Here is a 15,233-nt window from a genome sequence, read left to right as displayed (position 1 = left end):
ATTCTCCTGTTAAATAATTATTTAGCTCGTTCTATAATCTTAGCAATTCTTCAACGCTTAGTTGCTGATAATGGGCGAGTTTCCATAATCAACACTTTGTCACCAACCTTAGCAGCGTTTTCACCTTCTTCGTTATGAACGTGATACTTCTTGTGAGAAATTACCAACTTGTGATAAAAAGGGTGTCTGTTTTTTGACTCAACCTTTACAGTAGCGGTTTTTTGCATTTTATCACTTACAACCACACCCATTAAAACTTTTCTTGAATTACGCATTTAGATTATCCTTTTTTCTTAGTTTTAGCTTTAACATTTTTCTTATTTTTACTTGTAGTTGGTTTAGTTGCTTCTGCTTTTTTTGGTGTTCTTTTTACTTTTTTAGCTTTTGGTTCTGGTTTAGGTGCTGCTTTAACTTTTTCAGCGTTTGCTAAGCGTTTTTCTTTATTTTGTTTTGATTTAGCTAGTTTTAATTGCTTAATCTTTTTAAGTGATTCTTGGATCTCTTGTTGTTTAGTTTGTTCTTTAACAAAAGATGAAACCATTGCGTTGATATTAACCTTAACATCTCTTTCAGTTAAGATTGTTAACACTCTAGCTAAAGTTTGTCTAGTTTCTTTAATAATATGAGTTTTATCAAGCTCACCTTGAGCTAGTTTAAAACGATATTCTAATAAACGACCTTTTAATTGAGTAACTAATTGAATTAGTTCTTCGTTTGTTTTTGCTCTTAATTCTTTATTCATTATTGAGCCCCTTGTCTAGCAACGATCTTTCAGGTAACACCAAGCTTGTGACCAGCTCTTGTTAAAGCTTCTTTCATTTGTGCTTCTGGAATGTTTGCTACTTCAAACATTACAGTTCCTTCTTTAACAACAGCTACTCAGAATTCAGGGTTACCTTTACCTGAACCCATTCTTACTTCTAATGGTTTCTTAGTTTTTGACATGTGTGGGAAGATTCTAATTCACATCTTACCAGTTTTTCCAAGTTGTTTTGAAATTGCAATCCGTGCACTTTCAATTTGACGGTTATCAATTCAAGCACCACTAGTAGCCATGATTCCGTATTCACCAAAAGCAACATAAGAATTACCTTTAGCTTTACCTTCATAACTTACGTTATGCGGTTTTCGATATTTAGTTCTTTTAGGTTGTAACATCTTATTTACTCCTTAGCAGGTTGTTGATTTTGGTGGTTTTTGTTAAACTGTTTGTTTTTGTTATCTCGGTAATCTTTTGATTTATTTGAGTTTCTTCTTTGGTAGTTTCCATCACCACCTTTTGGTTTAACAATGTGTGCTTGTTTTTTGTAGAAATCTTTACCAAAAATTTCTCCACGGTTAATTCACACCTTAACACCGATTACACCATAAGACATTTGTGCTTCTTCTAAAGCGTAGTCGATATCAGTTCTTAGGGTTGATAAGGTTACATTACCTTCAATGTACATTTTGTCTCTAGCAATTTCAACACCGTTTAAACGACCAGAAACTAAAACCTTAATTCCTTTAGCACCAGCTTTTAATACACGTTTAAGTGCTTGACGCATCGCAGTTCTTAATGGTGTACGGTTTTCAATTGCGTCAGCTAATTCTCTAGCTACAATCTTAGCACTTAATGAAGGGTTACCCACTTCAAGAACGTCAACATCAACTTTGATGTTTCTACCAACAATCTTGTTGATTGCTAATAGAATAACTTTGATGTTAGCAGCTTCTTTACCTAAGATCACACCAGGTTGTGAAGCGTAGATGAAAACACGGATTGAAGTTTGTGTTCTTTCAATATCAACGTTTGAAATAAAAGCGTTGTGGAACTTCTTAAATAAGTAGTTTCTAATCTTTTCGTCCTGAACAATTCAGTCACCAGTTTGTTGATTAGTTTTAGCTACCCAACGAGATTGTCAGTTCTTATTAATTCCAAATCTTAAACCGTTAGAGTTTACTTTTTGACCCATATTTATTTCTTATCTCCGCTAACTGATTGTTTTCTCTTGTTTTGTCCAAGAACACGTTTTTTAAGTCTAGTTTTGATTGCTTCTACTTCGTGTTTTCTTTCGTTTTTATCATCTGATAATTTGATCACGAAATTTGTTGATCGTTTTCTGATCATATCAGCTGAACCTTTTGCTCTTGGTAAGTTACGTTTTAATGTTGGACCTTGGTTGGCAACAACTTCATAAACATAAAGTCTTTCAGCTAACATTGCGTGGTTGTTTGTTGCATTAGCTATTACTGAATTAAGTAATTTTAGGATAATGCGAGCACCTTTTTTATCAGTATTAACTAAGATGTTTTGTGCTTCAATTACTGATTTGTTCTTAATTAGTTGACAAACTAATCGTGCTTTTTGAGGTGAGATTCTAACTCTATTTTGTCTTGCAATTGCGATCATTGTTTATCTCCTATCTGTTAGAACTGTGTCCTTTAAATGTTCTTGTAGGAGAAAATTCACCTAGTTTGTGACCGATCATATCTTCAGTTACATAAACGTTAATGAATTTTTTACCATTATGAACAGCAAAAGTGTGACCAACAAAATCTGGAAAAATAGTACTTCTTCTAGATCAAGTCTTGATTATTTTCTTTTTTTGTTGTGCATTCATGTCTAATACTTTTTTGTATAAACTAGCTTCTACGAATGCACCTTTCTTAGAACTTCTTGACATTTATTTGACCTTCCAATTTCCTATTTAGAGTTACGTCTACGGATAATTAATTGCGTAGATGATTTTTTATTATTTCTTGTTTTAACACCCATGTGTCTTTTCCCTCATGGTGTTCTTGGAGCGTCACGACCTACTGGGCTGCGACCTTCACCACCCCCGTGTGGGTGGTCGTTAGGGTTCATGGCAGAACCACGAACAGTTGGACGAATCCCTTTGTGTCTAGTTGTTCCCGCTTTACCTAATAAAACTAGGTTGTGATCAACGTTTGAAGCAATCCCAACAACAGCACGACAGTTCTTTAAGAATTTTCTAACTTCTTTAGAACCTAATTTTAGGTTGATGTATTTACCTGTATCGTCTTTACCTAGGATTTGAGCGTAAGCTCCAGCACTTCTAGCGATCTGAGCACCTTTACCAGGAGTCATTTCGATATTGTGAACCATTGTACCTTCAGGAATGAATTCAAGAGGCATACAGTTACCTACTTTAATATCGATTGCGTGAGAAGATGAAACTACTTTATCGCCTACTTTAATTCCTTCTGGTGTTAGGATGTATGATCGATAACCGTTTTCATAAGCGATTAATGAAATAAACGCACTTCTGTTTGGATCATACTCGATTGATTTAACTAAAGCAACTTTGTCATCGTGTAAGTTTCTTTTAAAATCAATAATACGGTATTTTCTTTTTGAACCACCACCACGGTGTCTTACGGTAATTTTACCTTGGTTATTACGACCAGAGTTTTTCTTTTTCTTAGCTAATAAAGATTTTTGTGGGGTGTTGGTTGTTAAAACCTTGCTGTAATCTATTGAGATCTTGTGGTGGATCCCACTGTTTGATCGATTTACGATTTTCTTAACCGGCATAACTGCTTATTTTATTTTCCTTTTTGCTTTGCGCCTGATATTTAATTATTATTTAGAAGTTGATTCTTCTTTTGGTTCTGGTTTTTCTCCAGTGATTGCTACTTCTACTCCAAATGGAACAGTGATGATCGCAATTTTCTCTAGTCTTGAAAAACCTGGGTTTTGTGTTCCTGTGCGAACTCTAGCTGGTTTTTTAGTTTTAGTATTAACCGCTACTGGAGCTACTCCATAGATAGTTTTAAAAGCTAGTCTGATGTGATTCTTGTTGGCTTTTGCATTAACTAAGAAAGTGTACTTTCTTGGTTCAGACATCATGATGCCATAAGTTTTTTCTGTAAGAATCGGTTTAATAAGTACATCGGTAATTTGCATGATTAGTTCAGCCTTTCAACTCAGTTATTAATTGCACTTTTTTGCGCTAAAACACAATTAGCATCAATTAAGTCTTTTACTGATACTTGGTTTCATAATTTGTATGAAACGTTTGGTAAATTAGCACTTGATTTTTCTAAGTTTTCGTTCTTTTCAAAAGCTACGATTAATACTTTTTTATTAACTTTTAATTCTTTTAGTAATTTAACAATTGCTTTTGTGCTTGGTTTGTCTTGTTTAATCGAATCAACTAATCCTAATAATTCGTTGTTATTTACTTTAGAAGTAATTGCTGATTTGAAAGCTAATGAACTTACTTTTTTATTTACCTTAATTTTGTAATTACGGTTAGGTTTAGGACCAAAAGCAATACCACCACCTACGTAGTGAGGGTTACGAATCGAACCTTGTCTTGCACGACCAGTGTGTTTTTGTTCGTAAGGTTTCTTACCACCACCACTTACTTCACCTTTTTTAAGAGTTGAGTGAGTACCTTGAATTTGTGATAGGTTTTCAGCAAGAATTGCATCGAAGATTGCTTGTTTATGCACTTCACTAACAAGCAATTTTTGATTTAGTTCGATTTCTTCTTGAACTTTTCCAGATAAATCGAATAATTTTATTTTAGACATAGTTTGTAATCTTCCTTAAATTTCAATTATTCTTGTGCTTGTGCTTGTTCACTAGCTGGTTGACTAGCTTTTTTATTCATTATTAATTTGTAGGTAACAACTTTGTTTGGATTTTTCTTAGAAGTTGTAATTCTAACTTTAGCATTGTTAGGACCAGGGATTGCACCTGAGATCATTACTGAACTTACTTCTGGTAAGAATCCAACAATTGACAAGTTTTGAATAGTAACAAGTTCATGACCATAATGACCTGACATCTTCTTACCTTTCATAACTCTTTGAGCTTGAGAACCCCCACGACCAGCTTGCACTGAACCTTGGAATCTGTGAGGATATCCAGCACCGTGACCTTTTGAACCAATTTTGAAGTTTCAACGTTTAATAGCCCCAGTAAAACCGCGACCTTTGGTTTTAGCTTGAACATCAACAACTTGACCTTCTTGGAAAAGTTCTTCGACTTTTAATAGATCACCAACTTTGTGACCTGTCATGTCGCGAACTTCTTCTAAATACTTGTAAGTATTTGTATTAGCTTTTTTAAAATGACCTAATTGAGGTTTATTTAAGTTCTTTTCTTCAGTTGGGTTAAATCCTAATTGAACAGCGTCATAACCGTCTTTTACTTTGGTTTTAACACTAATCACTTGATTAGGTTCAACTCTTACTAAAGTCACAGGAATCAAACGACCGTTTTCTTCGAAAACTTGAGTCATTCCAACCTTTGTTCCAAATATTCCTTTCATATATTGAAAATCTCCTTATTAATCTATGTTTTTATAAGTAAATGCGTAATTCAACACCAGAAGGAATTACAAAACGTTTAAGTTTTTGAATTGTTTCGCTCTTTAAATCTTTAATGATGATTAAACGTTTGTGAGTTCTTCTTTCGAATTGTTCTCTTGAAGCCTTATCAACGTGTGGTGAACGAATAATTGTAAAAACTTCCTTTTTAGTTGGTAATGGAATTGGACCACAAAATTTTGATCCAGTTTCTTTTACGATCTCAAAAATCTTTTTAACAGATTGATCTAATAATCTGCTATCGTACGATTTTAACTTGATTTTGATCTCAGTAAATTCTTTTTGTTTCTTTGCTTCTTCGCTTGATGTTTTGCTAGATTTAGCTGTTTGTTCTGTCATGTGTTGTCCTATATTTATTTTTATTATTAATGCTTTTAAAAAGTTACCTGATACTCGACAACGGTTTTTGGTGTATCAGCAATCTTTTCAAAACGCAACCTTGTAAATTATACCAGATTAATTATTTGTTAAAGAAGAATATGCTGCTTTAATTAGTTTTTTGCTTTTATTTTATATAATATTCGAAATGATTGGTTATGGCCCAATCAAATCCTTTAAAATTAATTAAACAAATAAAACTAAAGCTTAAGTTAGGTAACAAATGCAATTAGGAACGATTTTAATGATCATAGTCTCGCTTTGACTAGTATTGATCATTGCAACCTCTAAATTCTTTATTAGATTTGAAAATAATTATTGGTTTTGATTCTTTATCGGTGGATTCATGTTCTTCTACATGATCATTGGTAGACAGATCCAATTCTTAATTCCAAGTTGGAATGCTGCTGATGATAATAGCACTTTTGCGATCTCAATCAGACACTCAAGATTACTATTATTAGATATCTGTCCGTTCTTTGCAATCTTTGCTGGTTTAGGATTAATGGTAACTAAAAACAAGTTAGTTATTCGCTCTGTAGCACCAATTGCATTGTTTGGTGGGTTAATTAATCTTTATGGAGAATTATTTAGATTAGCTAACCAATACACTGGTAAACTAGAAGCATATAAATTTATATTTATTGGTATTGGTAACGATCAACTTTATTTCATTCTTCACGTAATGACAACAAGTGTAGCGTTAATGTTATTATGTTGAACAACCAAATGAACTCCAAGAGATATTCTTAATCAATACTTATTCATTGCGGTTTATGTTACTTACGTATTAAGCTGTATTCAATTAGATCGTAAAATTACCAACAATGCTAATGGGTTATTAATTGCTGACTGATACATTGGCGGAGAATACCAATCAGTGTCAACAATCTTAAGAGTTCCTTTCCCAAATGTCATACCTGTTGGTATTATGATCACAATGATCTCAATCACATTGATATGAGCGATTAGATATGGTGTTCAAGAATTAAATGCAAGAATCATCAATCCATCGTTGTCTAAAAAACAAATTAAGCTTGATGTTAGATACCTGTGAAAAAACCTAAAATATAGTTATCTAAAATGAAGAAATAAAACTAGATAAGTAAGCAAATAGATAAAGAGAATAAACATCAAGTTAAACATCTAACTTGATGTTTATTTTTTTGTCAGTTCTTATAGAGTTAATTTTTTTTACTTTTTATGCAAATTTAACGATGATTTTGATTGTTTTTTATACATTAATGATGCTTGTAAATTAACGCCGATTTGCCATAGATTATTAACTTATTTTTATTAAAAGAAATGGATAATTGTAACTGAAATAATAACACCTTCTAAGAGTTCAAAAACCATGTTAAATAATATCTAAAATTATAATCAAATCGTGTAACTATATTTAGGAATGATTTGTAAAATTTTATACACAAAAATTACACCGAAATAACAACCCAAACATATTAATATGAAGCATTCAAATACTTTTCTGTTTATTCCAGCTAGCAGTGAAAAATTTCTAACAAAAAGTTTAACTCTTAGTCCTTTTTGTTTAATATATGACCTAGAAGATAGCGTCTTAACAAAGGACAAGGAAGAAGCTTTAAAAAGACTTGCAGACTTTTTATTAACAAACAAATTTGAAAATACAAAAATTGCAATTCGTTTAAACTCTGATAACTATATCAATGAATTAACTTATTTATTAGATAAAAAGGTTGAATTCGATTATATTGTTTTACCTAAGTTTGAAAGCGCTTCTGTTCTACAAGAAGCAATCAACTTTTTAAGATCAAGAAGAGATTCTAAAAAACTTATTCTAATAATTGAATCTGCTTTAGGTCATTACGAAATTAATAGAATTAAATTTGAAAAAGAACATTTAGATCATATTTTTGGATTATTTATAGGAACTAACGATCTTTCTTCTGATTTAAATTCTGAAATTGAATCTGAAATTGTTGCCAAGATCAAGTTAGATTTAGCATTGCATGCTAAATACTTAAATGTTCATTTTATCGACGCTCCAGAATTTGATATTAACAATCAACAGAAGGTATTAGACGTATGTACCTATAATAAGAGAAATGGAATTACATATAAAGCATCAATTCACCCTAAACATCTTGAATGAATCGATTCTGTTTATTCAGTAAGTGAAGAAGAATATTTACAAGCTAAAAAAGCAATTGAAATTCTGAATGAAAAAGGTGCATATAATTTAGATGGGAAAATGATCGATAAAGCTAATCTTGAAAAGCTATACAATATCGTTCAAAAGTACGAAGAACGAAATAATCTATCTAAATAGTTAGTGTTGTTTGAAAAAACATCTGTTTGAACTTTCTTTAATGTTCGCATTCTTATTTTCTAGACAAACTCTTTAATAAGTTTTTAGATTTAAATTTAGCATAACTTTTGGCTGTTAAATCCAACAGATACTTACTTAATATGAGTGCTATTTTGTGATTAATTCAATCGCACTTTAATGTGCGATTACAATAGCAAACTAGTGCAATTGTTTGAGTTGATAAAAATAAATTTTCGCTAAAATAAGCGGTAAATTTGATATTTTTTAACTAATCCTGTTCGTTATACTAATTAAACAAGAGTCTCAAAGAGTATTGAAACAAGAACATCATAACTCTATTAAAAATAATAACGCCTGAGCGTTATTATTTTTTTGGACATTAATCTTTTTTAGTAATCTTGTGTCCTGTTTTATGTTGTCTAAGTTTTATGTTTGCGCTTTCTAAAATGTAGGTAGATATTTTGTTGTCAGGAAGATGTTCGTATTTATTTTCTTCATAAACAACTTCAACAATCCCACTTTGAACAATAGTTTTTGCACAATTTGAACAAGGGAATAAGTTCGTATAAAGCGTACAATCTTCAATAATCGTGCTGGTATTAAGAATTGCGTTGATTTCAGCATGCACAACGTAAGGATATTTTGTTTTAGCACTGTCTGGATTAGTTCGATCTCATGGAAATTTTTGATCTAATCCTTTAGGCATTCCGTTGTATCCTAAACCGATTACATATTTCTTTTTGTTAACAATACAAGCACCCACTTGAGTAGATGGATCTTTAGATCTCATAGCTGATACATTAGCTAGCATCATAAAGTATTCATCTCAGTTAATTACATTGGGATTTGTTTTATTAACTTCTTCTTTTTTTAATCAATATTCCACGGTAAATTCGCTATATTCTTCTTCTTTGGCTAAATAATAATTAGCTAGATCTAAATCAAGATAAGTGTCTCCATCATATTTGTTCTTAATTCGTGAAATAATCAATTCATCAGCATACTGATAGTACAGGTCATAAACAAACTTACCACCTGTAATAAACAAGATATCTTGACTATCTTTATATGCTTTGAACAATTCCTTCATCTCTTCATCATTACGAATTATTTGATCAGCTTCTGGAAGTTCATCTTTTCTACTAAAAACAATATGTTTACGATTGTCTAATTTTTTAGGCAAATTTATGAAAGTTCTTTTACCTAATAATAAAGCGTGTCCAATTGTTGTATCTTTGAAAAACTTTAACTCTTCTTTGATGTGTCATGGTAATTTACCATCTTTACCTATCAAATTGTTTTGATCTAATGCAACTATTAACTTAATCATTAAACTGCTACCTTTCCTTTGATTGGATCATGATGTTCGTAGTTTTCTAAACTAATGTCTTCGAATTTAAAATCAAAAATGTTTTTAATATCTGGATTCAAACTAACTTTAGGAAGTTTTTTAGGTTCTCTTTGTAATTGAATTTTTACTTGATCAACATGATTTGAATAAATGTGTGTGTCGCCAATTGTATGAACAAATTCAGCGGGTTTTAATCCTGTTACTTGAGCAACCATTAAAAGTAATAAACTGTATGAAGCGATATTGAAGGGCACACCTAAAAACATATCTCCGCTTCTTTGATATAGTTGAAGTGAAATTTCGTATTTTTCATTAACGAAGAATTGAAAAAAACTATGACAAGGTGGTAAAGCCATATCTTTAATTTCACTTGGATTTCAAGCACTTACTATTAAACGACGTGAAAATGGATTGTTTTTAATTTCATTGATTACTCATTCAATTTGATCAACTCCATTAAAATTACGTCATTGTTTTCCATAAACAGGACCCAGTTTTCCATAGACTTGAGCGAATTGATCATCAGCTTTAATCTTGTCAACAAATTCCTGTAAGGTTTCATCGTTGTAATCAGACGATTTTTTAAACGCTTCGTAAGGTCATTCGTTTCATATATTTACATTATGATCAACTAAGTACTTGATATTAGTATCTCCTTTAAGAAATCATAATAGTTCGTGACAGATAGATTTTCAAGCCATTTTCTTTGTTGTTAGTAACGGAAAACCTTCTCGTAAATCATATCGTCCTTGAGTACCAAAATAAGAGATTGTACCCGTATTAGTGCGGTCCTTTTTTACCTCACCTTTGGTCATAACTTTCTCTAACAAACCGAGATATGTTTTCATAGCTTCACCTTTTTAAAAAATCAACTGGGTAACTATTATATAGTTACAATTAAAAAATTATCTTAAACAAAATTAAACCTAGATACACATGTTTTTGGTTTAAAAACCTTTAAAATAAAGGGTTTTGTTATCTCTCTAGTTTAAAGCTTGTGTTTATTAACAAATTCAGTCTTCGAAAGAGTCCACCTAAACAAAAAAAATAACATAACTTAATATGGAACTTTGCAAATTATTTTTTGCATAGTTTCATGCACGTAAACTAATTAAAATAAAGGGGAATGATTAGATTACATCGTAATGCAAATATAGACACGAATAATATTTATATTATTCAGGTTTATTTTCTCTTATAATTGTTAATAACTAAAAGGGGTTATGTAGTCATCTATACTGACGAATATCATTTTTATAATATTAATCCCTAATATTCATAAAAATGATATTCTTTTATACACCAAACCCCTATCCAAAACATTAAAGATAGGTATTTTTATATGTCAAATAACAACAAATATTATGATAAATCATTTAGCCCTTTAGGCTATGTTGCTAATGGACAAAAGGGTGTTATGCGTTCAATCAATTGGAACGTAATTAATGATCCAAAGGATTTAGAAGTTTGAACAAGAGTTACGCAAAACTTCTGATTACCTGAAAAGATACCTGTTTCAAACGACTTAAAGTCGTGAAATGAAATGACTCCCGAATGAAAGCAGTTGTTAACTAGAACGTTTACGGGATTAACGCTTTTAGACACAATCCAGTGTACTCTTGGTGATATTGCTCAAATTCCTTATTCACTAACTGATCATGAACAGTTTATTTATGCAAACTTTTCGTTCATGGTGGGTGTTCATGCACGCAGTTATGGAACGATCTTCTCAACACTTAATACAAGTGATGAAATTGAAGAAGCTCATGAATGAGTAATTAACAATGAAAAATTACAAGCAAGAGCTAAATTCTTAGTTCCTTATTACACTTCAAATGATCCTTTGAAATCTAAAATTGCAGCTGCTTTAATGCCTGGGTTCTTATTATATGGTGGTTTTTACTTACCGTTTTATCTAGCTGCTAGAGGTAAATTACCTAACACCAGTGACATTATTCGACTAATTTTAAGAGACAAAGTTCTTCATAACTACTATTCAGGATACAAGTACCGTGTTAAAGTATCAAAATTACCTAAAGAAAAACAAGAAGAATACAAGGAATTCGTTTTTGACATTTTATATAAACTAATCGAATTAGAAAAAGACTTCTTAAGAGATCTATACGACGGTTTTGGTTTAGCTGATGAAGCAATTGCATTCAGTTTATATAACGCTGGTAAGTTCTTACAAAACTGTGGGTATGAATCTCCGTTCACTCCAGAAGAAACAAAAATCTCACCAGAAGTTTTTGCGCAATTATCAGCTAGAGCTGATGAAAACCACGATTTCTTCAGTGGTAATGGGAGCTCATACATCATGGGTGTAACTGAAGAAACTGAAGATGACGACTGGGAGTTCTAATTATGGAAGAAAAACTGAAACTAAACGTTCCTAAAAGAAAACCAGAAGGAGAAATACGAGTTGTTTATTTCTCAAGTGTTACTGAAAATACGAAAAAGTTTTGTGACAAATTAGGATTGCCTGCAACAAGAATACCAATCAAACAAGATGAAGAAATTGAAGTTGATTTCGATTACGTATTAATTTGTCCAACCTATGCTGGGGGATTAGATGACTTCAAAGGTGCTGTTCCTAAACAAGTAATCAAATTCTTAAATAAGGAGCAAAACCGAAATCACTGTGTGGCGGTTGTAGCTAGTGGTAATACCAATTTTGGTGAAACCTTTGGACTAGCAGGTCACGTTCTTAGAGAGAAGTTGCATGTCCCATTGTTACACATTTTTGAATTAATCGGAACTAAGTATGATGAAGAACTAGTTCGCCAACGAATACATAAATTGTGAAATTGGGAAGAATAAATATATACTAATAAACCAGTGGTAAAAAATTTTTAATTTTTTACTAATTAATAACTAATAATAATTAAGAAAGATAGAAGGGAATAAATAAGATGAGCGATAGTTTCAAAGAAGCTAACGGATATTTGGCATACAATGCAATGAGTAAACTAGATGAGGGTAAAAACTCAGCATTAAATGATGCCAAAGCTGTTGCACTTTATATGCAAGTGCATGTTAAACCAAGAACTAAGAAGTTTGATTCGATTCATGATCGAATGGATTTCTTAATTAAGAATGATTTCTATGAAAAAGAAGTTGTTGAAAACGTTAGCAAGGAACAACTTGAAGAACTATACGCTGTGATCAAGGAATTTGATCATGAATTCCCTTCTTTTATGGGAGCTTTTAAGTTTTATAACTCTTATTGTTTAAAGAGTAATGATGGAAAAGAGTTTTATGAAACTTACAGCGAACGTTGTTTAATGAACGCGTTATTCTTAGGTGGTAAGAATTTTGAAAACGTTAAGAATATCTTAATTGAAATCCTATCAGGACGCTTTCAACCAGCTACTCCAACATTCTTAAATGCTGGTAAGAAACAACGTGGTGAATACGTTTCATGTTATCTACTACGTGTAGAAGATAACATGGAATCGATTGGTCGTGCAGTTGTTACATCATTACAACTATCTAAACGTGGTGGTGGTGTAGCACTTTGTTTAACCAATTTAAGAGAGTTTGGTGCACCTATTAAAAACATCGAAGGACAAGCTTCTGGTGTTATTCCCGTAATGAAGATCCTTGAAGACTCATTTTCATATGCAAACCAACTAGGTCAAAGACCTGGTGTTGGTGCCGCTTACTTACACGCTCATCACCCTGATGTAATGGTATTCTTGGATTCTAAACGTGAAAACGCAGATGAAAAGATCCGTATTAAATCATTAGCTCTAGGATTAGTTGTTCCTGATATTACATTTGAATTAGCTAAAAATAACGAACAAATGGCGTTATTCTCACCTTATGATGTACAAAGAGAATATGGTAAACCTTTCTCAGACATCAAAGTAACTGAAGAATACCACAACATGGTTAATAACCCTAGAATTAAAAAGACGTACATCTCAGCACGTAAGTTCTTCCAAACTATTGCTGAATTACACTTTGAATCTGGATATCCTTACTTATTATTTGATGATACGGTTAATAACCGTAACCCTAATGCTGGACGTATCGTGATGTCAAATCTATGTTCTGAGATCGTTCAAAGTTCAACTTCAACTGAATATAACGAAGACTTATCAATTAAACAATTAGGACAAGATATTTCGTGTAACTTAGCTTCAGTTAACATTGATAAAATGATGCGTTCAGGTGAACGTTTTGAAGATTCAATTTATTACGCAATTAAATCATTAGATCACGTTTCTAGAAGTGCTAATTTAGATTGTGCTCCTTCGATTAAAAACGGTAATGCTAATAACCATGCACTAGGATTAGGTGCAATGAATTTACATGGATTCTTAGCAACTCATGAAATTTATTACAATTCTCCTGAAGCTCTTGAATTTACTGACTTCTTCTTCTATACATTAGCTTATTATGCTTTCAAAGCATCTAATCGTTTAGCTGTTGAACACAAGCAAACTTATGCAAACTTTAAAACATCTAAATATGCAGATGGTTCTTACTTTGATAAATACACTAAGTGCGATCCTAATACTTATGTAATTAAGAATCCTAAGATTCAAGAAATCTTTAGTAACTACAAAATTAAAGTTCCAACTCAAGCAGATTGAATAGCTCTTACTGAAGAGATTAAAAGAACCGGTTTAGCTAATGCACACTTATTAGCAATCGCTCCTACTGGAAGTATCTCTTATTTATCTTCTTGTACACCATCTCTTCAACCAGTTGTAGCACCAGTTGAGGTTCGTAAGGAAGGTAAAATTGGTAGAGTTTATTCATTAGCTTACAAACTAAATGAAAATAACTATAAATACTACAAAGACGGTGCTTACGAATTAGGTCCTAATCCTTATATTGATATATGTGCTCAAGCTCAAAAACACGTAGACCAAGCAATCTCATTAACTTTATTTATGAATGATGATGCTACTACTAGAGATCTAAATAAAGCTTACATTAGAGCTTACAAATCTAAATGTGCATCTGTGTATTATGTAAGAATCAGACAAAATGTTTTAGAAGATTCTGAAAACTTAGATTGAGCTAAAGAACAAGCTAGCACAGTTGATTGTGAAGCTTGCCAAATCTAGGTAAGAATTAAATCAAATATAGAAAAAAAATAAGTCGATAATTCGACTTATTTTTTATTGTTTTTGCCGTTAATTTTTAACGATTTAAATTTTCTTATCAAAGAAGAATGATGATTCTTTTATATATACGAAATACTCAACAATATTTACCAAATGGTCATTAATTCTTTCGATATTTTTAATTACTAGGATCGTATCGATTAATAAATTTAGTTGTAATTCATCTTCAGAATTTACATCATATTTTTTAAAGTTCTTTAGATATCTCTTATATTTAGATTCGAACTCTTGTTGTCTGATATCAGCAAACTTGTAAGTATCTTCAGCATCATATTCTTTTAGATGAGCAATAACATCTTTGTAATTGGTCAATGCGTTTTCTTGTAGATCAATAATAGCATCTAACTTTTGTGGTGAGATATTATCGTTTTTAAGTAAGAATTTAGCAACATTATTAGCATAGTCACAGATTCTTTCGATATCATTTGATGATGAGATGATCGCAATAATAAATCTTAGATGTGAAGCTTGTGGCTGTTCTTTAGAAATCGTTCAAGTTGAATCATCCAATAGATCCGCTTGTTTAATATTGGAATGCTTTTCCATCTTAAAGATCTCTTCTAAGATATCTTTATAAGATTCCTGGTTTCTATAATTATTTAAAGCTTGTAATAATTTTTCATGGATTTCAATTCCATGATCGATATATTCATAGAATTTGCTAATTAATTCTTGTTCTGAGTATTTTAGTGATTTGTAATTTCTTGACATA

Annotated in this window: 18 protein-coding genes and 1 pseudogene; 5 read left to right on the top strand and 14 right to left on the bottom strand. The window is 31.6% G+C overall.

What is annotated here, in order from left to right; genetic code table 4:
- Window positions 1-17 precede the first annotated feature (17 nt).
- From rpsQ to rpsJ, 11 genes and pseudogenes are all read right to left on the bottom strand, one after another.
- The gene (gene rpsQ, locus H3143_RS00295; protein ID WP_011113289.1) at window positions 18-275 is read right to left on the bottom strand and encodes a 30S ribosomal protein S17; all 258 of its coding nucleotides are present in this window, start codon (window positions 273-275) and stop codon (window positions 18-20) included.
- A gap of 5 nt (window positions 276-280) precedes the next feature.
- Complete coding sequence (gene rpmC / locus H3143_RS00290; protein ID WP_182078861.1) at window positions 281-742, bottom strand: 50S ribosomal protein L29; 462 nt, start codon at window positions 740-742, stop codon at window positions 281-283.
- A complete protein-coding gene (rplP, locus tag H3143_RS00285; protein WP_182078860.1) occupies window positions 742-1,158 on the bottom strand; it encodes a 50S ribosomal protein L16 in 417 nt (138 codons plus the stop codon). The genes rpmC and rplP overlap by 1 nt, the downstream gene beginning before the upstream one ends.
- 5 nt (window positions 1,159-1,163) lie before the next feature.
- On the bottom strand, window positions 1,164-1,955 hold the full coding sequence (gene rpsC / locus H3143_RS00280; protein ID WP_182078859.1) for a 30S ribosomal protein S3: 792 nt from the start codon (window positions 1,953-1,955) through the stop codon (window positions 1,164-1,166).
- Window positions 1,956-2,059: 104 nt separating this feature from the next.
- Window positions 2,060-2,392 (bottom strand): annotated as a pseudogene (gene rplV / locus H3143_RS00275) (50S ribosomal protein L22); the annotation flags it as partial.
- Between the two features lie 10 nt (window positions 2,393-2,402).
- On the bottom strand, window positions 2,403-2,666 hold the full coding sequence (rpsS, locus tag H3143_RS00270; protein WP_011113284.1) for a 30S ribosomal protein S19: 264 nt from the start codon (window positions 2,664-2,666) through the stop codon (window positions 2,403-2,405).
- Window positions 2,667-2,686: 20 nt separating this feature from the next.
- Window positions 2,687-3,538 carry a 50S ribosomal protein L2 gene (gene rplB / locus H3143_RS00265; RefSeq protein ID WP_182078857.1) on the bottom strand — a complete coding sequence of 284 codons (852 nt, stop codon included), beginning with the start codon at window positions 3,536-3,538 and terminating at the stop codon, window positions 2,687-2,689.
- A gap of 48 nt (window positions 3,539-3,586) precedes the next feature.
- Window positions 3,587-3,910 (bottom strand): 50S ribosomal protein L23, encoded by a 324-nt coding sequence (locus H3143_RS00260; protein ID WP_182078856.1) that lies wholly within the window; start codon window positions 3,908-3,910, stop codon window positions 3,587-3,589.
- Between the two features lie 2 nt (window positions 3,911-3,912).
- Window positions 3,913-4,542: a 50S ribosomal protein L4 gene (gene rplD / locus H3143_RS00255; RefSeq protein WP_182078855.1), complete on the bottom strand. Its 630-nt coding sequence runs from the start codon at window positions 4,540-4,542 to the stop codon at window positions 3,913-3,915.
- 26 nt (window positions 4,543-4,568) lie between these two features.
- A complete protein-coding gene (gene rplC / locus H3143_RS00250) occupies window positions 4,569-5,285 on the bottom strand; it encodes a 50S ribosomal protein L3 (RefSeq protein ID WP_182078854.1) in 717 nt (238 codons plus the stop codon).
- Window positions 5,286-5,316: 31 nt separating this feature from the next.
- Window positions 5,317-5,682 (bottom strand): 30S ribosomal protein S10, encoded by a 366-nt coding sequence (rpsJ, locus tag H3143_RS00245; protein ID WP_182078853.1) that lies wholly within the window; start codon window positions 5,680-5,682, stop codon window positions 5,317-5,319.
- A 283-nt stretch (window positions 5,683-5,965) separates the two neighbouring features.
- Here rpsJ and H3143_RS00240 point away from each other — a divergent pair, with 283 nt between their 5' ends.
- Together H3143_RS00240 and H3143_RS00235 are read left to right on the top strand one after the other, a co-directional pair.
- Window positions 5,966-6,826: a DUF5378 family protein gene (locus tag H3143_RS00240; RefSeq protein ID WP_228444795.1), complete on the top strand. Its 861-nt coding sequence runs from the start codon at window positions 5,966-5,968 to the stop codon at window positions 6,824-6,826.
- A 360-nt stretch (window positions 6,827-7,186) separates the two neighbouring features.
- Window positions 7,187-8,029, top strand: a complete 843-nt coding sequence (locus H3143_RS00235) for an HpcH/HpaI aldolase/citrate lyase family protein (RefSeq protein ID WP_182078851.1) — start codon at window positions 7,187-7,189, stop codon at window positions 8,027-8,029.
- Window positions 8,030-8,408: 379 nt separating this feature from the next.
- Here H3143_RS00235 and H3143_RS03535 read toward each other — a convergent pair whose 3' ends face one another.
- Both H3143_RS03535 and H3143_RS00225 read right to left on the bottom strand, forming a co-directional pair.
- Window positions 8,409-9,359, bottom strand: a complete 951-nt coding sequence (locus H3143_RS03535) for a dihydrofolate reductase (RefSeq protein ID WP_182078850.1) — start codon at window positions 9,357-9,359, stop codon at window positions 8,409-8,411.
- Window positions 9,359-10,228: a thymidylate synthase gene (locus tag H3143_RS00225; protein ID WP_182078849.1), complete on the bottom strand. Its 870-nt coding sequence runs from the start codon at window positions 10,226-10,228 to the stop codon at window positions 9,359-9,361. The genes H3143_RS03535 and H3143_RS00225 overlap by 1 nt, the downstream gene beginning before the upstream one ends.
- Window positions 10,229-10,722: 494 nt before the next feature.
- On the opposite strand from H3143_RS00225, the gene nrdF reads away from it, so the two are divergent.
- The 3 genes from nrdF (at window position 10,723) to nrdE (ending at window position 14,461) form a co-directional block, all read left to right on the top strand.
- Window positions 10,723-11,742 carry a class 1b ribonucleoside-diphosphate reductase subunit beta gene (gene nrdF / locus H3143_RS00220; RefSeq protein ID WP_182078848.1) on the top strand — a complete coding sequence of 340 codons (1,020 nt, stop codon included), beginning with the start codon at window positions 10,723-10,725 and terminating at the stop codon, window positions 11,740-11,742.
- Between the two features lie 2 nt (window positions 11,743-11,744).
- Window positions 11,745-12,200, top strand: a complete 456-nt coding sequence (gene nrdI, locus H3143_RS00215; RefSeq protein WP_182078847.1) for a class Ib ribonucleoside-diphosphate reductase assembly flavoprotein NrdI — start codon at window positions 11,745-11,747, stop codon at window positions 12,198-12,200.
- A gap of 92 nt (window positions 12,201-12,292) precedes the next feature.
- Window positions 12,293-14,461, top strand: a complete 2,169-nt coding sequence (nrdE, locus tag H3143_RS00210) for a class 1b ribonucleoside-diphosphate reductase subunit alpha (protein WP_182078846.1) — start codon at window positions 12,293-12,295, stop codon at window positions 14,459-14,461.
- Between the two features lie 84 nt (window positions 14,462-14,545).
- Here nrdE and phoU read toward each other — a convergent pair whose 3' ends face one another.
- Complete coding sequence (gene phoU / locus H3143_RS00205) at window positions 14,546-15,232, bottom strand: phosphate signaling complex protein PhoU (RefSeq protein WP_182078845.1); 687 nt, start codon at window positions 15,230-15,232, stop codon at window positions 14,546-14,548.
- Between the last annotated feature and the right edge of the window lies 1 nt (window position 15,233).

Source organism: Mycoplasma tullyi (assembly GCF_014068355.1).
Lineage (GTDB): Bacteria > Bacillota_I > Bacilli_A > Mycoplasmatales > Mycoplasmoidaceae > Mycoplasmoides > Mycoplasmoides tullyi.
Note: the sequence above shows the minus strand (reverse complement) of the source record. Positions and strands in the feature narration are given on the sequence as shown.